The sequence below is a fragment of the Bacillota bacterium genome, assembly GCA_012837335.1.
In the GTDB taxonomy this organism is placed as follows: domain Bacteria; phylum Bacillota; class Limnochordia; order Darwinibacteriales; family DTU012; genus DTU012.
The window spans coordinates 1-19,157 of sequence record DURM01000036.1; the positions used below are offsets into that span (position 1 = coordinate 1).

The window sequence follows — 19,157 nt, forward strand, 5'->3', positions numbered from 1 at the left end:
AAACTTAACGGAACGTTTGACAAAAATTAACAAAGGTAGTATAATAAGGTATAGATGTTAGACGCTTCCCGGGCAACCGGGTTCGTCTTTTTTCTATACTTTTTTTGAGTATGAGGCGAGAAGAGAAGAGGAGGATTTTTGGAATGGCAGCAAACAAAACGGAGTTTCAATGTTCAGCTCAAGGGCACAATTTCGTCAATGGGGTCTGTGAAGATTGCGGCGATTTTGAAGTGCAGCTTGGCGATTACGTCCGTCACAAGCTATTCTATAAGCAGGGAAGGGTAGTCGGATTCGATTTTGAACGCAGTTTTCCGATCATGGTCAAAGTAGAGCAGGCAGACCCTAAAGCTCGTGAAATTATCTACGCAGGTCCGGATGAACTTGAAATCTTGAAGCTAAGAGCTTAATCTTAGCTTTCTTTTTTTATGTCTAACGCTAGTGCTGGGACTAGCGGAATAGTATTATAACGGTCAGTTTAATAACTTTTTGGCGGATATATTTAATAGCAAGCTGGTTTAAAACCTGTAATATTGCAAATGTTAATTGTGGTTGTTACAATAAAGTTAAAAGCAGAAAGGGGAGTTTGTTATGATTGAGGTGATTGATGTCACCAAACGATACGGACAGCACTTGGCTGTCGATGGCGTCAGTTTCAAAGTTAACAAAGGTGAAATTCTTGGTTTTCTCGGTCCTAACGGCGCGGGAAAGAGCACAACCATGAACATCATCGCCGGCTACATCTCCATGACTGAAGGTACGGTAACCGTGGATGGGCTTGATGTACTGGACAACGCCGCTGAAGTTCGGCGTAAAATCGGTTATCTGCCAGAAGTTCCACCTTTGTATGGAGATATGACGGTTGGTGAGTACTACAATTTTGTGAGCCGGATTAAGTTTGTGCCGCGGAGCGAGCGGAAAAGCAATATTGAAGAAGTGATGGAAAAGGTAGGTCTCACCGATGTGCGCAAGCGCTTAATTCGGAATTTATCGAAAGGGTATAAGCAGCGCGTTGGCTTAGGCGCAGCTATGATTGGCAATCCGGAAGTTCTGATTCTTGATGAGCCGACGGTTGGATTAGATCCAAAGCAGATTATTGATATCCGCAAGCTGATTAAAGATTTGGGCAGGGACCACACCATAATACTCAGCTCCCATATTCTCCCGGAAGTGAGCGCGGTCTGCGAGCGGATTGTAATTATTAACAAGGGGAGAATTGTCGCCAGTGATACTCCCGAAAATCTCTCGGCGCGTCTAGGCGGCGGCAAGGATTTAGTAATCCGCGTACCCGGACAAGCCCAACCCGCGGTGGACATTCTGTCCGGCATTTCCGGTATTGCTGATGTGGAGGTTGCCGGAGAAAGGGAACCAGAGACAGTTGATCTGATCATCAAATCGGATCGGGACATCCGCACTGATATTTTCTTTGCTTTCAGCAGGGCTGAGCTGCCGATCCTGTCTATGAAGCCGAATGATCTGACTCTAGAAGAGATATTTATTCAAGTTACTCAAGATTCACAGGAGGGGATCAGGAATGCTAGCAGTTTATCTTAAAGATTTATCCGCATATTTTCGCACACTCTCCGGTTATGTGTTTATGAGTGTTTTTCTGCTGATCACCAGCATCTTCTTTGTTACCGGAAACGTATTCAACGCGAACCCGGACTATAATGGTACTTTAGGCAATATTTTGTTCATCTTTATATTGGTAGTTCCGATTCTGACGATGCGGGCTATGTCGGATGAGGCGGCTCGTAAAACAGATCATCTTCTGTTTACGGCTCCCATTTCGTTTGCGGATGTAGTGCTGGGCAAATATTTTGCAGCGGTAACCGTGTTCGCCATTACCCTTCTGCTTACCAGCCTGTATCCGTTTTCTTTAAGTTTCTTTGGTGAAATCGCGGTGTGGGAGATTGTCGGCGGCACAATCGGGTTTTTCCTCCTGGGCTGTGTCTCTATTGCAATTGGAATTCTGGTTTCTTCCCTGACAGATAATCTGGTAAATGCGGCAATCGGGACATTTGGGGCGCTGTTAGCTGTCCTGTTCATTGATTCATTTCGCTCCATTTTCCCAGTAGAGATTAACCCTAACGCTGTGTTTGCAGCTTTTTTAGTGCTGGTGGTCGCCTTTTGGGTGTATTGGCTCACCCGCAGTCTCTTTACCGGAGCGGCTCTAGCGGTGATCGGTTTAGCAGCAGTGGGACTGGTGTTCTGGCTGCGGCCGGAGTTTTTCCAAGGTTTTGTGTTTCATCTGTTCGGATGGTTTTCCGTGTTTCACCACTTCACCAATTTCCAAATGGGACTGCTGACTTTAAGCTCGGTTGTTTATTATGTCAGTTTTGTCGTTGTAGTCCTGTTTTTCACAGTCCGAACCTTAGAAAAGCGGCGCTGGAGCTAGAAAACTGGTAGGGAGGTAATGCAAATGGATTTTAAAGCTCTTTTTAAAGATCGCAAATTTCGCTATGGCGGCAGCTCCGCTCTTTTGACGGTGCTTGTGATCGCTATTATTGTAGTCATCAACTTAATTGTCCGCTCTTATGACTTGAGGGTGGATTTAACCGAGAATAAACTGTATTCTCTGTCGGAGCAAACCCTGCGGATTTTAGACAATCTCGATCAGAAAGTTAATATTTATGCTTTGTATCGGACCGGAAATGAAAATATTGCGGTTGCTGAAATCATTGACCGGTATGAACGGCGTTCTAACCAGGTAAACTTCGAGTTTATGGATCCGCTTTTAAATCCCCAATTTGTTGAGAATTACAAAGGGGAAGTTACTCCTGATATAGGCAGCGTAGTTGTAGTCAGCGGCGATCGCTATAAAGTGATTCAGCCTCAGGATTTCATCAACTTTACCTATAACTACTACTACCAGATGGTGCCCGAGTCGCTGGCAATTGAGCAGCAGATTACCAGCGCGATTATGTATGTTACCGCTGAGCGAGTTCCTGTGGTTTACCGGCTGATCGGCCACGGCGAACTCGATTTGTCGGCCAGCTTCCTGGATTTAGCGAAACGGGAGAACTTCCAGATCGAAGATTTAGACCTGCTCACTGTGGAGGCGGTTCCAGAGGATGCGGCTGTACTGCTCTTGGTGTCTCCGGAAAAAGACTTCACCGCTGAAGAAGATGAAAAACTCCGGGCTTATTTGGAGCAGGGTGGACGCATGGTAATGCTCTTAGATTATTCCGCTCATGAGCGTCCCAACCTAGATGGACTGCTGGAAAGCTATGGCTTAAGGTTGGAAAAAGGCTTGATTATTGAGGGGGATGCCAACTCCAGACTGGCTAATCCATTTTATATTGTGCCGCACTTCCAAAGCCATCTGCTCACAGAGCCCATGATAAGTGCCAAAAGTTTAGTGGTGATGCCTTTGACCCAGCCAATTACAGTTCTCCAGGCGCGCCGCTCCCAACTCAAAATCGAGCCGCTGTTAACTACTACTGCTAACTCGTGGGCAAAAGATAACTTTGAGGAACAGACACTTAACTGGGCTGAAGGCGATGCAGTCGGTCCTTTCAACGTGGCGGTGGCAGTAACCGATGGCGCAGATGATGGCTGGGGTCCCACGCCGGCAAAACTGGTGGTCATGTCCACCTCCGGGCTGCTCGTTGACCAGTTCGATCAGCTCAGCCGGGGGGCCAACAGCGAGCTGATTATTAACAGCATTAACTGGCTCAACGATGCGCAGGAGCAGATTACCATTAGGCCGAAGCCAATTACAACCAGTCAGTTGTCCATGACCTATATGCAGCAGCTGATTCTATCAGGCGTATTTGTAATTGTCCTGCCAGTTTTGGTGTTCCTGACCGGATTCATTATCTGGACAAGGAGGCGGCATCTATGAGGAAGAGGTATCAGTGGATAGCGCTTTCTCTCTGCTTGCTGCTGTTGATCGGCGTGTACTGGTATATCAATCGACCCGAAAACGCCGGTTCCGGATCGGAACCGGTTCGGGATCTGGACTTTTGGGAATTTGAAGAAAGGGAGATTCGCCGCTTGACCTTGCAGGGCAAGCAGGAAATTGTGCTGGAACAGAGTGATGATGGTTGGCAGGTGGCGAGCTTAGATCCGGAACTTACGGAACTGGCCCAGGTTAACACAGTAGTGAGGCGGTTTGCATCGCTAGAAGCCGCTTTTCTGCTCGAAGAGGATCCGAAAGACTTAAGCCGCTATGGACTTGATGCACCTAATACCACCGTTCGGGCTGAGCTGGAAGATGGCACTGAGCATACCGTTTACTTAGGCAACCGCCATCCAACCGAGTATTTATACTATCTGATGCGGGAAGGCGACAAGGCTGTCTATGCTGTAAACGGTATGTACGGCACCGCGTTTCAATCAACTTTGGAGAATTTCCGGAGCCGGGAACTCGGCAGCATCAATCTTATGACGCTCAAGCACTTGCTGATTCGCAGTGAAGGGAAAGAGCCGCTTGAGATAAAAGCGGTTGAAAACCCGGCAGCTAGTCTCCAGGGAATCGACCGCCTTCGGTTTGTAAGTCCTTTTAAAACTCCCAAACGCATTGCCAGTTTAGATAACTACCCGGACTTTACTTTAGACGGCAGTCCACTGCTGACGTTGAGGGTGAAAGATTTCATTGAACTTGATCCGAAGGATTTGAGCGAGTACGGATTAGATCAGCCAAAGGGCGAGCTGTTAGTCGAGGACAGCGAGCATAAAGTGCATTTATTAATTGGTGCAGACCGCAGTGACAGCGAGGTTTACGCCATGCTGGCGGGTGGCACTGAGGTATTTTCGATTTACAAAAACCTCATCCGCATCCGCAATGCCGATCCTTTTGACTGGCTGATTAAATTCTTGTACATGGCCAGCATTGATGATGTAAATCAAGTGGATATTACATGGGATGATCAGCGCTATGAGCTTACCATGGAGCGGGAAGAAGTTATTGTTGAGGAAGATGGAGAAACGAAGACTGAGAAAAAAGAGACATTCTTTATCAATGGTTTAGAAGCAGAGGAACGATCTTTCCGCAGACTGTACGGCACGGTAATCGGCCTGACAGTCGATGCCCGCCTCGATCACAGCGTTGAGGGTGAACCGGTCTTTAAGATAGTTTACCACCACAACGGGGAAGACCTTGCCCCTGTTACAGTGGAGCTGCTGCCTTACAGCCGGGTTTTATACGCAGCGCGGATCGAAGGCGTGGTGGAATTTGTCGTTGCGAAAGAAAAGGTAGATAAGGCGAAAAGCGAGCTGATCGCAGCTTTTGAGGCAGCTAAGGCTGATGCAGCAAAGTAGTTTAAGACTAATAAAAAACGCTAGATCATATGCGATCTAGCGTTTTTTGCATAAGAGATTTAGCTCCACAGCACCCACACTAGAATGTATCCAGTTACTACTGCTGCCAGAGTAAAGGGCACTGAGATTTTCATAAAGTGACCGGCTGATACTTCATATCCTTCTCTTCTTAGGATCCCGAGTCCAGTAATATTTGCTGAAGCTCCAATCGGAGTCAGGTTGCCGCCTAAAGTGGCACCCACTAACAGACCAAAGTAGAGAATATAAGGTTCGATACCCATTATCGCAGCGATTTGGCCGGTAACAGGCAGCATGGTTGCTACATAGGGAATGTTATCGATAAATGCTGAGAACAGCACTGATGCCCAAACGATCAGGGTGAAAATCAGGAAGAGATTATCGCCGCTCAGCTTTACAAACAGTGTACTGATATCAGTGACAACTCCAGCGTTGGTGATTCCGCCGATAACTACAAACAGTCCTGCCAACAGCAGCAGTGTAAAATAGTCGATTTCAGCTAGAGCTGTAGTCAGCATATCCGTTGATTTTGTCCGCACTAGATTTTCAATCAGTCCAACTACAAACAGGCTGATGCAGATAATGCCGTTAATTGTCTTTGGAGTATTAGGGATAAAAGATGCAATAATTAGCAGTACAACAGTGCCCACCAGCAGATAAGTAGGGAAGAAATTGGTTACTTTGGTTCTTCCCACTGGTACTATCGGTTTTGTGTCTTTTCTGAGTACCCATAACAGTACCAGCGTAGATACAATCATGCCAACCTGCACAATCCAGAACAGGCCGGGCTTGCCCTGGAAGAAAAAGAAATCCAGAAAATTCATGTCGGCATGTCCCCCCAGCAGGATGGAGGTAGTATCGCCTACAAGAGTAGCTGCGCCCTGCAGATTAGAGGCGATCGAGATGGCGATGATGCTGTTAACCGGTGATATACCCAGTTTGCCGGCAATCGTAAGAGCTACCGGTGCCACCATCAGCACTGTGGCTACATTGTCTACAAAAGCGGAAATTAGGCTTGCAAATAAAGATAGGACAATTACTGCCCACTTGACATTGGGTGTTCGTTCAATCAGCATATCAGCCAGCCGCGCTGGCATTTTAGACTCAATAAATAAAGCCACTGTTCCCATTGTACCGGCAATCATCATGATTACGTTCCAGTCCACTGTAGCGAAGACTTCTCCAATCGGCACAAAGCCGAGGGCTACGAACAGGGCAGCTGAAACCAGTGCCACATAGGCCCGGTATTTGGGGAGGCCCAGCAAACAAATGTAGGTGAGCGCAAACAAGATAATTGCAACAACTTTCGACATTTCTGATCTCCTCTGCGATTAAAGTTTATGTGCCATACTCTTTAACTATATCACAGGACAGGAGTGGAAACAACGCTGATTTGAACAAAGTAAATTGATTCAATTAAAGGGTAAATAGTCAGGCGAATTGGAAAACATTGCTTGATTTCGATCTAGACGGCACTATTGCGGTGAAAAATGGCGTAGTTCAGGTAACGAAGCCGAAAGGAAACGGAAAGTGGCCGGTGGTCTCACCGGGACGGAATGTGATTGTTTATTACGACAATCAGTTGGTCAAGGAACCAACAGTAGTTTTTGACGAGAGCCTGCTTCAAATCATTCCAACGAATGAGAATCCTGTCAGTAATTTTGAAATCAAAATCTCACCGGATAAGTCGGAAGCGGTGCTGATTACTAGTTTTCAGTCGGGCAGTGTTTACAAGTTAAAAGACAGCCCTCCCAGTCAGCGCTTGGTTGTGAGGGGAGAGAAGTTCGGGACGATTCAACCAGCCCCACTGCAGCCGGAACTGGTTTATCAGAAGATCAAGCAGCTCGGAATAAAAGTTACGATTATTCAGGAAAATGTAGTTGAGGCGTGTAGGTGCGGCGAGGATAAGGAAGTTGTGATTGCCAAAGGTCAAGCCGCTGTGCCGCCGGTGGATGGCAAAGTTGAATACACATTTAGTTTTAAAGAGCGGATTCCTCCCGCAACCGATGAGAACAATTCAGTAGATTTTTACTACAAAGGCGCAATCAATTCAGTTGAGGCGGGCACAGTTCTGGCACGCTGGACTCCACCAAGACTAGGCAAGCCCGGCAGAACTATCTTTAACGAAGAAATAAAGCCGCCCGAGCCGAAAAACAAAGTGTTTAATGTCGGTGAAGGAGTTCAGCTCATTGATGATGGACGGATTGCTGTCGCCACTATTGACGGCCGGCCCCACTTAGTCGGTCATAATTCCCGCTTAGTTGTAATACCCATGGTTGTAGTTGAAGGCGATGTGAATATTAACACTGGTCACATTGACTTTAACGGTGATGTGATGGTGTTTGGTGATGTAAGTGATGGCCTCAAGATTTCCGCTGGCGGTAGAGTGGAAATAAAAGGAAATGTTTATCATGCCGAGATAACCGCCGGATCTGATGTAGTTATCCACAAAAAAGTGATTGGCACAAGAATTCGGGCTGGCGGAGATCGCACCAGCTATCTGAAAATGAGTGCACTGGTAAATCGCATTCTGCCCCAGCTGCCCAATTTGGTGAAGGGCTGCCAGCAGCTGGAAACCTATTACCAAAGTACCAGTACTGCTGTGTATGGTGAGGAGTATCTGATTAAGCTGCTGCTGGACTTGAAATTTAGTCCTTTAGCTAGGGATCTAAAAGAGTTTTATCGAATTCGTCTAAGTCTTGCTGATGTAGGAACTTCCGATGCGCTCAATCTTTTGGGACTGGATTTGGACTTGAAGTCCTACCGCCAAATTGAGGAACTCCGCGATGAGCTGGCATATCTGCAGGAAGAAATCAAAGCAGAGATTGATAACCGCGCAGATGTGCGGGTTGACTACTGCCAAAACAGCGAAATCAGTGCCACCGGCAGCATCGAAGTTACGGGTGAGCTGGCTTACAATTCTACTCTAAGAGCCGGTGATTCCATTAGGCTTAATGGCGAAGTGCGCGGCGGATTTCTAAGCGCTGGTAAGCAGGTCAGTGCCAAGGTGTTGGGCTGCGAAACAGGATCAGCTACGAATATAAAGGTAGGTTCAAGCGGTACAGTGAACGCTTACACAGTCTATCCCAATGTCAATCTGCGGATCGGATTTAATGCTTACCTGGTTCCGCACCAGATGTACCACACTGTTTTTTACTTAGATGGAGACGAAATTATAGCAGGAAATATGCGCTTTAAATCAAATAATACTGATAAGTATGCGTAAACATAATTACTTGCTATGTAAATTTTAAACAGTGGAGGGAGCATCTTGCTGAAAAAAACCAGAATCTTGCTTTTGGCTGTCTGTATTGGGCTGCTTCTAATTGGAGCAGGGGTCTTGGCTCAGGAACGGTCGGTAGTGCCTGATTTTTCCTTGGAATCCAATCAGGGTGAGGTTGTATCCCTGTCGGATTATGCTGGTGAAATCGTGGTCCTGAATTTCTGGGCTACCTGGTGTCCATACTGCCGCATGGAGATGGATGAGCTGCAGAAACTCCACGATTATCTCCAAGGAACTAAAGCCGCCCATCTGCTGTTGGTCAACCAAATCGACGGGACACGGGAAACCAGAGAGAGCGGCGATCAATACTTAACAGAACAAGGTTATGATCTGGTCAATTTGTATGATGACTATTCCATTGTGGGTAATTATATCTTCGGGGTACCTGGACTGCCAGCGACAGTTGTGATCGATCGGGAAGGCAGGCTCGTTTCGGCGGTTCTGGGACCTGTCGATTTTGAAACAGTGCTGCAAATGATAGGAGCGGTTGAATAATGCTGGGCCAAATGCTGCCTGAGATCACGCTGTCCATGGTGGGTTTGACTTTTGTCGAAGGTCTGATGGCATTTGTGTCCCCCTGCATTCTGCCGCTGCTTCCAGTATATCTGCTGTATCTAACTGGGAATGAATCCGAGCCGGGTAAGTTCAAGCTGCTGAGAAGTACGCTGGGCTTTGTGCTCGGCTTTACCATTGTGTTTGTTATCTTGGGTGCCACCGCATCCGGATTGGGCGGAATTTTAAGTGCCTACCGGTTTTGGCTGCAGAAAGCGGCAGGTGCTGTGGTGGTTTTATTCGGCCTCAATTACTTGGGGCTTTTTGGTGTGTCGTTTTTGAACCGATCCCGCGGTTTTTCCCGATCAGCGCGTCCGGTAAATTTTGGTGCAAGTATTCTGTTTGGAGCTGCCTTCGCCTTCAGCTGGACGCCCTGCTTAACTGCATTTTTAGGGACTGCGCTTTTGTTTGCGGCCAATTTAGCGACAATGTATCAGGGGATGGGGCTGCTGTTAGTTTTTTCTCTCGGTCTGGCGATTCCCTTTATCCTGACTGCTCTGCTTTGGGATCATCTTAAGGGAGCGGTCGATTGGATCAAAAACCACTACCGCATCATTCAAAGTATTTCCGGCGGGCTTTTGATCGCCGTTGGGTTGTGGATGCTCATATTCTAGGAGTTTCAGCGCTGCAGCAGGATTTAAATGGAGTTTCGGCGTAGTATATCCTTTGGATAAGGATAATCAGATTTAAAGGATGTGGTAATTTGCAGCGCAGAAGATTTGGCAAAATTGATATCGATGTTTCACTGTTAGGATTTGGCTGTATGAGACTGCCGACAGTTGCTGACCCGGATCCTGGCAGCGAGGTAGGCAATATTGATCTTGAGAAATCGGTGGAGATGATCCGCTACGCTATTGATAACGGTGTTAACTATATTGATACCGCCTACAACTACCACGGCGGCAAGAGTGAAGTTTTAGTCGGTAAAGCCTTAGCAGATGGCTATCGCGAAAAAGTATATGTAGCGACTAAACTGCCGGTATGGCTGGTGGAATCGGAAGCAGACCGGGACCGCCTCCTTAATGAGCAGCTGGAGAAGCTGCAGACAGACCAAATTGATATGTATCTCCTCCACGCTCTTAATAAGGGCAGTTGGAAGGACAGAGTTCTAAAGTATGATATATTATCATTCTTAGATCAGGCTAAGGCTGATGGTCGGATTAAATATGCCGGTTTCTCTTTCCACGATGAACTGGATGTGTTTAAGGAAATTGTTGATGCCTATGACTGGGATTTCTGCCAAATCCAGCTGAACTACATGGATGAAGAGTATCAGGCAGGTGTAGAAGGACTGCGCTATGCTGCTGAAAAGGGCTTGGCAGTTGTGATTATGGAACCGCTGCGGGGCGGCAGACTGGTTAGAAATGTTCCCGAAGAGATTCAAGCAGTTTGGGACCAGGCTCCAGAGAAGCGGACTCCGGCCGAATGGGCATTCCGCTGGTTAGGCAATTTCCCTGAAGTTAAAGTCATTTTAAGCGGTATGGGTACAATGAGTGAGGTACAGGAGAATATCAGGACTTTAAACGATGCTTTACCGAACTCTTTAAGTGATGAAGAAATGGCATTGGTTGACCAGGTGAAGCAGATCTACAATAACCGCATTAAGGTTAAATGCACCGACTGCCGCTACTGCCTGCCGTGTCCCCAGGGCGTTAACATTCCGCGGATCTTCAGCATTTATAATCATGCTAGTGTATACAATATGTTTGAAGATGGCAGAAGGCAGTACAGCCGCTTAATTCAGGATGGAACCGATGCTGGGCAGTGCATTGAATGTGAGAACTGCGAATCACTTTGCCCGCAGAACTTAACGATTATTGAATATCTCAAGGAAGCTCACGCTGCCTTAGCTTAATGCTGCACAGGTAACTAATTAGTTACCTGTTTTTACTCATTCAGTATGCTGGGTAAGGGAGAGGGGGAGAGTAACATGGAGATTACAGCTGGGAATATTCTCTTTGCATTTGCGGTCACGCTTCTTGCTGGATTGTCAACCGGTATCGGCAGCGCACTTGCTTTTTACACGAAACAAACAGATAAAAAGTTCTTATCAGGCGCGCTCGGGTTTTCTGCCGGTGTAATGATTTATGTATCTTTCGTGGAGATTTTTGCCAAAGCTAATGATTCTCTCAGCGCCGTATATGGTGATAGTAAAGGCTATTGGGCAACACTGCTTGCTTTTTTCGGCGGCATTTTAGTGATCGCGCTGATTGACCGGTTTGTGCCAAGCGGCGAAAACCCTCATGAAATTCGCGATGTGACCGAAATGACTGAGGACGCCGCAGTTGAGGCAGAGGAACAGCAGCTCTTGCGGATGGGTTTGTTTTCGGCCCTGGCCATTGCTATCCATAACTTTCCTGAGGGAATTGCGACTTTTATCAGTGCGATTCAAGATCCGGCTTTAGGTGTGAGCATCGCGATTGCGATTGCAATTCATAATATTCCCGAGGGAATTGCTGTTTCAGTCCCGATTTACTACGCTACCGGCAGTAAGAAGCGGGCGTTCCTTTACTCCTTTTTATCAGGATTATCAGAGCCGTTGGGCGCGATTGTAGGTTATTTTGTGCTGATGAGATTTATCAATGATGTGATGTTTGGCATCGTTTTTGCGATGGTTGCCGGCATTATGGTCTATATTTCCCTTGATGAACTCCTGCCGACGGCTGAAAAGTATGGTTTCCATCACACTGCAATTTACGGTCTGATTGCAGGAATGGCGGTTATGGCAGTTAGTCTTGGAATTATTTAAGCACTACCATGAGAAGGGGGAGAATTAGATGCTGTATAAGTCGAAGGCTTTCCAAATCACGCTGTGGATATTGATGATTTTCCTGATCATCTGGGTCCTGCAGTATATCGGTTATATTTTCCATCCTATTGAAGTTCTGATCAAAACAATTTTCTTTCCCTTCCTAGTAGCAGGTGTCCTTTACTATCTAACGATATCTGTCGTGGATTGGCTGGAGCAGTTTAAGATTCCCCGCACAATTGCGATTCTAATGATTTTCGTTGTGTTCATTCTCCTGATTTTATTCGCGATTCTCTACCTGTCGCCGATTCTCCAGCGGCAGCTGACCGGGTTGATTACTAATCTGCCGCGGTTTTTGACAGAGTTTAACCGCCGCCTGCAGGAGTTTCAGGAGTCCACCTTCTTCGCGGAGTTCGAGGAATTTGAGTTTTTCCAGAATTTGAGTACTATCGATTATGTAAAACTGGTGGATGGTCTGATTGCGACCATCTCCCAGAATATCTGGACCTTCATCGGATCTGTAGCGAACTTTGTGATTGTCAGTTTAACAATTCCTCTGCTTTTATTCTATATGCTAAAAGAAGGTTCCAGTTTGACCCCCAAGATCGTCAGTTTCTTTCCGGAACAATATCAAGGGGAAGCGAAGACAGTGCTGTCAGAGATGAATCACACCATCCGCTCATATATTCAGGGGATGGTGATTATCAGTCTGTTCATCGGAGGCGTAGTATATATTGGCTATTTGATCATCGGTCTTGATTACGCCCTGCTCTTGGCGGCGATAGCTGTGATCACCAATATTATTCCGTATTTTGGTCCGGTGCTGGGAACCATTCCGGGTGTGATTGTGGCGCTGTTTATGTCACCGCTGAAAGCTTTAGAAGTTGTTGTGATTATGGTAATAGCTAATTACTTGGAAAATCACTTAATTGCTCCCTTGGTGTTAGGCAGAAAGCTGAGCATTCACCCGGTCACTATTATCGTGGTGCTGCTGACAGCCGGGAGTTTGGGAGGTATTGGCGCCGTAATTCTCGGTGTTCCAGCGTACGCCATTGTCAAAGTGATTGCTACCCACACTTACAGCTTTACCAAACGGCTGATCCAGGAGCGTAAACTGGCCGGTCGATGAGGAAGGAGCTGCAACCAAAATGCACCTGCAAGAGTTAGAGCGGTTGAAACAGGAAATTGTGCGGTTTATGATGATGTATAAATTTGCTGTAGATGAGCTGACGACTAAGATTGAAATTCTTAAACAGGAGTTTCATTTCATTCACGACTATAATCCGATCGAGCATGTAACCAGTCGGGTTAAAAGCCCGGAGAGCATTCTCCAAAAAGCGATGCGCAAAAAAGTAGAGCTGACACTGCCGTCAATAAAGGAAAATATCCGCGATATCGCCGGGGTGCGGATCGTCTGTTCCTTTGTCTCGGACATCTATCGGATCAGTGAAATGCTCCAGAAGCAGGCGGGACTCCATGTAGAAGAATGCAGAGATTATATTACGAATCCAAAACCAAACGGATACCGCAGCCTGCATCTGATTGTGAAGGTACCCGTGTTTACGTCAGAAGGAACCGAGAATGTATGGGCTGAAATCCAGATTCGCACGATTGCTATGGATTTCTGGGCCAGCTTAGAGCACAAATTAAACTACAAGTATAACTATGAAATCCCACAACCGCTCGTGGATGAGCTGCGGAACGCAGCCGATGCTGTTGCCCAACTGGACAGCAAAATGGAGCGGATCCGCCGGGAAGTGGACAATTTTAAAGCCAATAACCACCACACAGATTTTGAACTTCAGGAGCTCTGGCTGAACAATCAGAAGTTTAATCTGCCTGCGGACTTTTTGCATATGCTGCTGGAAGCAAACGGAAATCGGAAATAGGACTTATCTAGGATTTTATGCTGGATTGTACTTTGCGGACTTGTCATCTTTGGGACAAGTCCTTTTTTAACGGTTTTACTCGAATAATGTAGTGAATATTCATAAAGATAGGAAAATATCTGCAGGAAAATGGGGCAGCATGTTATAAATAATAACAGTGATCATCAGCTCATTGCAGGGGTTGGTTGCATGATTACTGTGAAGATGCTTGGTTCTTTTCAGCTGGAAGTAAATGGTCAGCCGATTCCGGTCAAGAACTGGAAATCCCGCAAAGCCCTGACTCTGTTTAAGTATTTGGCTCACTGTCCTGGTAAAAAAGTACCCCGCGACAGCATTATTGATCTGTTGTGGGCTGACAGTGACATTACCTGCGCTACCCATAATTTCCACACCACTTTGTATAATTTAAGGCGGAGCCTTTTTCCGGGAGGCTGGCGGAGCGGCGAATACAAGGGAATTAATCACGCTAACGGATTGTACTGGTTTGCTCCGGAGCAAGGGTACTATGTTGATTTAGCGGATTTTAAAAATAAAGTCCGCCAGAGCATCGAGCTGGAAGAGAGAAATCCTGAGGCGTCGCTGCAGCTCTGCCTGGAGGCGTATCAGCTGTATCGGGGTGATTTTCTGGAGGAAGATCTTTATGAAGAGTGGACTACGATTACTCGAGAAAATCTGCGCGAGATGTATTTGGATCTGGCGGTCCGCACGGCGGAGCTGCTGGTGTCCTGCCGCAAAGATTACCAGAGTGCAGTCAAAGTCTGCAGGCAGGCTCTGGAATTTGACCAATCGCGGGAAAAACTCCATTGTTTGATTATCCGCTGTTTGATTGCAGTTGGCCATCACGCCGATGCGGTGATCCAGTATAAAGCTTGCGAAAAAGCAATGCAGGAAGATTTAGCAATCAGTCCCAGTTCTGAGACTAGACAATTGGTGATGGGGCTTAGTGAAGGTGAACGCTCTCAAACTCTGCCGCGGGACTCAAATTCATTGAGTACGATTTTGAAACTGGGACAAATCCGATCTGAACAGGAAGGTCAGCCCTATACATTAATTATGGTTACTCTGCCCAGAGAAGGGAAAAGCCTGTTGGAACGGGCTTTAGAGCTGCTCCAAAAAACTCTCCGTGGGGGTGATCTGGCCTGCCGATGGTCTGACCGCCAGATTATCATTCTCCTTCCAACGACTGACCATCGCGGTGCGGAAGTGGTGGCAGCCAGACTCAAAAAGATGTTAGAGGCATATATTCCCGCATCTACCCTCAGTTTTCGGGTTCTTGATCCCGGAGAACCGCAGGCTGCGCAGCCACTGGAAATAAGAGCCAAAGCCCTTGCCAACAAAATGTATTAATAGTAGAATAAAAGCGACAATTGAGACTGGCTTCCCGTACTTTTCGAGAGGGAGGAGAAAAAATGAAGCTAAATATTGGTGTCGCTTTTATTCTCGGTTTACTGCTGTTTTTAAGCGGTGGTGCCCAGGCACTTGTGCTTGACGAAGCATCATTTGAAGTGAGGATTACGATTCCTGTGGTTCAGGAGCTTACCATCTTAGAGCCAATTCAACTGGATTTCAGCTATCCCTGGGAGGGGGCAGAGAAGGATCAACCCCTGATTTTACAGGAGCGGGGTAGGATTAGAATCTGCAGCAACAGCCCCTGGACAGCGATATTAGAACCAATGAACAACTTAGGTTTTCTCATAGCTGTTAAGCAGAGCGGTGATCCCCGCGGTGATTGGAAAAACATCAGTCACGCAGTTCTCAGCGGAGATCTGGGCTGCTATGAGTTCAGTTTTGATTTTAAAATAGAACCATCAGCGTTTAGACAGCCGGATTACGGAATTCACACTATTGAGCTGCAAATTACGATTGGAGCCTCCTAGAGGGGCTCTTTTTTATCGAAAAGTGTAAATTTATCTCTTGACAGAAGATTGGTCAACGCGTATACTAATATCTAACTACAAAAATCAATAGATTTTACTGCTCTTATCCAGAGAGGTGGAGGGACTGGCCCAATGAAACCCGGCAACCGGCAGCAGCTGCTGCAAGGTGCTAATTCCTGCTGGAACAATATCCAGAAAGATAAGGGGAGGATATTTGCATATCTGTGTTGTGCAGTTAACCTCTTCTTATCGAAGAGGTTTTTTTGTTGGAGCGGTTGAGCTGATGGGGGTGGGAGATTGATTGAGTTAAGAGGCGTTTCAAAGGTGTTTCGGGGAGAAACTGATGTAGTCGCTTTGGATAATGTGAGTCTTAAAGTTCCCAAAGGGGTTGTTTACGGAATCATTGGGTTGAGCGGTGCAGGGAAATCGACGTTGATCCGCTGTATCAATGGACTGGAAACTCCCGACAGCGGTCAGGTAATAGTTGATGGAGTAAATGTAAATCAGCTGCTTCCTGGGGAGCTGCGGGAGAAGCGGAAAAAGATCGGCATGATTTTTCAGCATTTTAATCTATTATCATCCCGGACTGCGGCAGGGAATATTGCTTTTCCCTTGGAATTGGCAGGCCTTAACAAAGCAGAAATCAAAACACGGGTGCATGAGCTGCTTGATTTAGTAGGGTTAGCAGATAAAGGTGATGCTTACCCCCACCAGTTAAGCGGCGGACAAAAGCAGCGGGTGGGGATTGCCAGAGCCTTGGCGAACGCGCCTAATGTGCTCCTCAGCGATGAGGCAACCTCAGCCCTGGATCCGGAGACAACTCTGTCGGTGCTGCAGCTGTTAAAGAAGATTAATGAAGAGATGGGTTTAACAATTGTGCTGATTACCCATGAAATGGCGGTTATTCAAGCCATTTGCGACTATGTGGCCGTAATTGATCAGGGTAAAATAGTGGAAACCGGACCGGTAGTGGATGTCTTTACCAGACCGAAGAGCAGTTCCACCAAGCGGCTGATTCAGGGCAGCATCGATGCGCAGATACCGGAAGAGCTGCTTGAGCGGATCAAAACCCACGCCGATAATCGCCGCGTTCTAGTCAAGCTGAATTTCATTGGGAGCTTGACTCACGAGCCGGTGATCTCAGCGCTTTTACGCCAGTATGAAGTTGAGGCTAACATTCTCTTTGGAAAAATCGATCAAATCAAAGATATTCCCTTCGGCATGCTGCTGTTGGAAATCAGCGGGGAGCCGGATCAAATCCAAGGCGCATTAGGGTATATCAAAAATTTGGATGTGGAGATGGAGGTGATCACCAATGGATAAATCGATCATTCTGCGGGTGCTCTGGCAGGCTGCTGGTGAAACCTTGTACATGGTCGGAGTGTCAGTAGTGGCTGCGCAGATTCTCGGCCTGCCGCTGGGGGTGCTGTTGGTGATTACTGATGATGGCCATATTCTGGAAAATAAGGTGATCAACCGAATCCTGAGTACAATTATCAACATCGGGCGCTCCATTCCTTTTATTATCCTTTTAGTCGCAATCATTCCCCTCACCAAGTTTCTGCTCGGCACCTATATTGGGACGACGGCGACAATTGTCCCGCTGACGGTGGCTGCGATACCATTTGTAGCGCGGGTAGTGGAAAGTACACTCAAAGAAGTGGATCCAGGTGTGGTGGAAGCGGCGCAGGCAATGGGCGCTTCACCCTGGCAGATTGTTTATAAAGTGCTGCTGCCGGAATCCCTGCCCGGACTTGTCCTGGGCTTTACCTTGACCGCCGTTAATCTGATTGGTTACTCGGCCATGGCTGGGACAGTTGGTGGCGGTGGGCTGGGGGATATTGCTATTAGATTTGGATATCAGCGCTATCGTGTTGATATTATTCTCTACACCGTTATTATCCTAGTGGTGTTGGTTCAGGTGCTGCAGGCGCTGGGCAATTTGCTGGCTAGGAGACTTGCAAGAAGGTAAGAAAAAATACAAATAAACAGGACAGAAAGGAGAATAACAATGACAAGAAAATTAGGTTTGCTGTTAGTGCTGCTGTTGGTATTGGGAAGCAGTGGGGTTTATGCGCAGGAAGTTGTCCGGATTGGTGCATCTCCGGTACCCCATGGAGACATTCTGCTCCAAATTGTGCCGCTGTTGGCAGAGCAGGGAATCACTCTGGAGATTATTGAGTTTACCGACTATGTACTGCCAAACCTGGCTTTAGCAGATGGTGAGATTGATGCAAACTTCTTCCAGCATACACCTTATCTGGAAGGATTCAGCAGAGATCACGGTTTGGAGTTAGCGGCTCTTGCTGAAATTCATATCGAGCCCTTGGGGCTTTACAGCCGGCAGGTTTCCAGCCTGGAAGAACTACCTCAAAAAGCAACGATTGCTATTCCTAATGATCCAACTAATGGCGGTCGAGCACTGCTGCTGCTCCAGAGCGCAGGATTGATTAAAGTAGATCCTAAAGCTGGCATTACCCCAACCATCTTCGATATCACTGAGAACAAGCTGGGACTTAATTTCCGCGAGATCGAAGCAGCTCAGCTGCCCAGAACGCTCGATGCCACTACAGCGGCGGTAATTAACGGCAACTATGCGCTGCTGGCTGATCTGGTTCCCACTAAAGATGCGCTTTACTTAGAAGGAGCTGACTCTCCTTATGCTAACATCTTAGCTGTTAGAGCGGGAGATGTGGATAATCCGACCCTGAAGAAAGTGGCCGACGCTCTTAAGAGCGATGTAGTAAGAGAATTTATTCTCTCTACTTATGGAGGAAGTGTTGTGCCGGTATTTTAAAAATTAAAGAGAAGGAAGACACCTGATCGTTAATTCGATTAGGTGTCTTTTTTAGTTTTTTTTGAGGACTCTTTGCTATATTTAGCAAAGAGGAATTCACAAAATTGGAGTGGAGGAGAAGCCGCATGAGAAAACAGGCAGCATTGCTGGGCCTAACCCTGGTTCTACTGGTAAGTGCTGTAGTATCAGTTGCTGCAGAGGAGCCTCTGGTGAATTTGTTTTTGTTTGACACTGATCTTAGGGAAGCGCTGAGTGAGATCTCACTGCAGACAGGAATAAACATTATTCCTGATGCGACAGTAAGCGGAGTGGTAACAGCGGATCTGCAGGATGTTCCGCTGGAAAAAGCTCTCAGGATGATTTTAATCGGAGGCGGTTTTGCTTTTAAAAAAATTGATGATTTTTATTTCGTGGGACTGCCCGATCCCCGCAGCACTACTTTCAGCGAGTTAGTTGATACGGAGGTAGTCCGCCTGCGCCACGCAACCAGTGATCAGATCATCGCTGCTCTGCCCGCTTTCTTATCCCCATATGTGCAGGCGGGTTATGACAGCAGGATAGTAACAATCTCCGCGCCCCCGGCGGAGCTTGAGCGCATTAAGGACCTGATTCAGGCTGTAGATCAGCCGCAGCAGCAGATCGAGATCCAAGTGATTGTTACCGAGGTTTCCACCGATTTCCTCAAGGATTTTGGCTCGAAAATGTTCAGCTACTCAATGCAGGCTGGACA

The 19,157-nt window shown here is 46.9% G+C and carries 19 protein-coding genes and 1 riboswitch; of the genes, 18 read left to right on the top strand and 1 reads right to left on the bottom strand.

From position 1 onward, the window contains the following. Positions 1-143: 143 nt before the first annotated feature. The 5 genes from GX019_05210 (at position 144) to GX019_05230 (ending at position 5,262) form a co-directional block, all read left to right on the top strand. Positions 144-407 carry a hypothetical protein gene (locus GX019_05210; GenBank protein HHT36559.1) on the top strand — a complete coding sequence of 88 codons (264 nt, stop codon included), beginning with the start codon at positions 144-146 and terminating at the stop codon, positions 405-407. A 181-nt stretch (positions 408-588) separates the two neighbouring features. Continuing rightward, the gene (locus GX019_05215) at positions 589-1,551 is read left to right on the top strand and encodes an ATP-binding cassette domain-containing protein (protein ID HHT36560.1); all 963 of its coding nucleotides are present in this window, start codon (positions 589-591) and stop codon (positions 1,549-1,551) included. After that, positions 1,532-2,395 carry an ABC transporter permease gene (locus tag GX019_05220; protein ID HHT36561.1) on the top strand — a complete coding sequence of 288 codons (864 nt, stop codon included), beginning with the start codon at positions 1,532-1,534 and terminating at the stop codon, positions 2,393-2,395. Before GX019_05215 ends, GX019_05220 begins: the two co-directional genes overlap by 20 nt. Positions 2,396-2,419: 24 nt before the next feature. Then, positions 2,420-3,844, top strand: a complete 1,425-nt coding sequence (locus tag GX019_05225; protein ID HHT36562.1) for a GldG family protein — start codon at positions 2,420-2,422, stop codon at positions 3,842-3,844. After that, a complete protein-coding gene (locus GX019_05230) occupies positions 3,841-5,262 on the top strand; it encodes a DUF4340 domain-containing protein (protein ID HHT36563.1) in 1,422 nt (473 codons plus the stop codon). The genes GX019_05225 and GX019_05230 overlap by 4 nt, the downstream gene beginning before the upstream one ends. A gap of 59 nt (positions 5,263-5,321) precedes the next feature. On the opposite strand, the gene GX019_05235 is transcribed toward GX019_05230, so the two are convergent. Further along, positions 5,322-6,593, bottom strand: coding sequence for an arsenic transporter (locus GX019_05235; protein ID HHT36564.1), 1,272 nt, complete (start codon positions 6,591-6,593; stop codon positions 5,322-5,324). 137 nt (positions 6,594-6,730) lie between these two features. On the opposite strand from GX019_05235, the gene GX019_05240 reads away from it, so the two are divergent. From GX019_05240 to GX019_05300, 13 genes are all read left to right on the top strand, one after another. Next, complete coding sequence (locus tag GX019_05240) at positions 6,731-8,506, top strand: DUF342 domain-containing protein (GenBank protein HHT36565.1); 1,776 nt, start codon at positions 6,731-6,733, stop codon at positions 8,504-8,506. A gap of 45 nt (positions 8,507-8,551) precedes the next feature. Beyond that, entirely contained in the window at positions 8,552-9,058 is a 507-nt protein-coding gene (locus GX019_05245) for a TlpA family protein disulfide reductase (protein ID HHT36566.1), read from the top strand. A gap of 35 nt (positions 9,059-9,093) precedes the next feature. Next, entirely contained in the window at positions 9,094-9,729 is a 636-nt protein-coding gene (locus GX019_05250; GenBank protein ID HHT36567.1) for a cytochrome c biogenesis protein CcdA, read from the top strand. Between the two features lie 89 nt (positions 9,730-9,818). Next, positions 9,819-10,970 carry an aldo/keto reductase gene (locus GX019_05255; GenBank protein ID HHT36568.1) on the top strand — a complete coding sequence of 384 codons (1,152 nt, stop codon included), beginning with the start codon at positions 9,819-9,821 and terminating at the stop codon, positions 10,968-10,970. 75 nt (positions 10,971-11,045) lie between these two features. Next, positions 11,046-11,864 (top strand): zinc transporter ZupT, encoded by an 819-nt coding sequence (gene zupT / locus GX019_05260; GenBank protein HHT36569.1) that lies wholly within the window; start codon positions 11,046-11,048, stop codon positions 11,862-11,864. 28 nt (positions 11,865-11,892) lie between these two features. Further along, complete coding sequence (locus tag GX019_05265; protein HHT36570.1) at positions 11,893-12,993, top strand: AI-2E family transporter; 1,101 nt, start codon at positions 11,893-11,895, stop codon at positions 12,991-12,993. A 19-nt stretch (positions 12,994-13,012) separates the two neighbouring features. Continuing rightward, positions 13,013-13,753 carry a GTP pyrophosphokinase family protein gene (locus tag GX019_05270; GenBank protein HHT36571.1) on the top strand — a complete coding sequence of 247 codons (741 nt, stop codon included), beginning with the start codon at positions 13,013-13,015 and terminating at the stop codon, positions 13,751-13,753. Between the two features lie 189 nt (positions 13,754-13,942). Next, positions 13,943-15,100 (top strand): diguanylate cyclase, encoded by a 1,158-nt coding sequence (locus tag GX019_05275; GenBank protein ID HHT36572.1) that lies wholly within the window; start codon positions 13,943-13,945, stop codon positions 15,098-15,100. 62 nt (positions 15,101-15,162) lie between these two features. After that, positions 15,163-15,630 carry a hypothetical protein gene (locus GX019_05280; GenBank protein ID HHT36573.1) on the top strand — a complete coding sequence of 156 codons (468 nt, stop codon included), beginning with the start codon at positions 15,163-15,165 and terminating at the stop codon, positions 15,628-15,630. 100 nt (positions 15,631-15,730) lie between these two features. Next, positions 15,731-15,836, top strand: a riboswitch (SAM riboswitch). 91 nt (positions 15,837-15,927) lie between these two features. Next, positions 15,928-16,953, top strand: a complete 1,026-nt coding sequence (locus tag GX019_05285; protein HHT36574.1) for a methionine ABC transporter ATP-binding protein — start codon at positions 15,928-15,930, stop codon at positions 16,951-16,953. Then, a complete protein-coding gene (locus tag GX019_05290; GenBank protein ID HHT36575.1) occupies positions 16,946-17,602 on the top strand; it encodes an ABC transporter permease in 657 nt (218 codons plus the stop codon). Before GX019_05285 ends, GX019_05290 begins: the two co-directional genes overlap by 8 nt. A gap of 39 nt (positions 17,603-17,641) precedes the next feature. Further along, on the top strand, positions 17,642-18,427 hold the full coding sequence (locus GX019_05295) for an ABC transporter substrate-binding protein (GenBank protein HHT36576.1): 786 nt from the start codon (positions 17,642-17,644) through the stop codon (positions 18,425-18,427). 125 nt (positions 18,428-18,552) lie between these two features. Next, on the top strand, positions 18,553-19,157 hold a 605-nt coding region (locus tag GX019_05300), incomplete at its 3' end, for a secretin (protein ID HHT36577.1).